General features: G+C 64.4%; 1 protein-coding gene. It reads left to right on the forward strand.

Going from position 1 to position 911, the window contains the following annotated elements; all coding sequences use genetic code 11:
* Positions 1 to 53: 53 nt before the first annotated feature.
* A protein-coding gene (locus tag C6P61_RS17085) for an IS5 family transposase (RefSeq protein WP_105731102.1) occupies positions 54 to 859 on the forward strand; the annotation gives its coding sequence in 2 pieces (ribosomal slippage) (positions 54 to 384 and positions 384 to 859; 807 coding nt in all).
* Positions 860 to 911: the final 52 nt, after the last annotated feature.

The raw sequence follows: 911 nt of genomic DNA on the forward strand, positions 1-911 counted from the left end.
ACAACGGCTAACACAACTAGACAATTTGGCGGTGTCGGGGTAAGTTTGCCAGCATGGCAAGAAGACCCATCAGCGATGAACTGTGGTTGACCCTGGAGCCGCTGCTGCCACCGTTCATCCCCTCTCCCAAGGGCGGACGGCGCCGCTCGGTCGATGACCGAGCTGCCTTGAACGGCATCCTGTTCGTGCTGCAGACGGGCATCCCCTGGGAAGACCTGCCCAAGGAATTGGGCCTGGGCAGCGGCATGACTTGCTGGCGGCGCTTGCGCCACTGGCAGGCCAGAGGGGTCTGGACGAAGCTGCATCAGGCCATGCTCAGCAAGCTGCGCGAGCATGACCGCATCGACTGGAGCCGGGCCAGCATAGACAGCGCCAGTGTGGCCAGCCCCCGGGGGGCCAAGAGACAGGCCCGAACCCGACAGACAGAGGCAAACTCGGCAGCAAGCGCCACCTTGTCGTAGATGCGCAAGGCATCCCGCTGGCCCTGACGGTGACGGGAGCAAACCGGCATGATTCGATGGCGTTCGAGGCCACGCTCGATGCGCTGGTGGCCGTACCCGGCTTGCGAGGACGACCGAGGAAGCGCCCGGACAAGCTGCATGCGGACAAGGGCTACGACTTCGAGCGCTGCAGGCGCTACCTGAAGCAGCGCGGCATCCTGGCACGGATCGCCCGCAGGGGTGTAGAGAGCCGCGAGCGCCTGGGGCGCCATCGCTGGGTCGTGGAACGCACGCATGCCTGGTTTGCAGGGTTCGGCAAACTGCGCATCCGCTTCGAGCGCAGCCTGGAGACACACCTGGCGCTGCTGACCTTGGCTGCCGCCATCATCTGCTCGCGCTTCGTCGAAGACTTGTGTTAGCGGCTGTAAGGCTTATGCTTTAGCAGCTTGACCTGAGCAGAAACCGCGCGGG

Source organism: Malikia spinosa (genome assembly GCF_002980625.1).
Lineage (GTDB): Bacteria > Pseudomonadota > Gammaproteobacteria > Burkholderiales > Burkholderiaceae_C > Malikia > Malikia spinosa.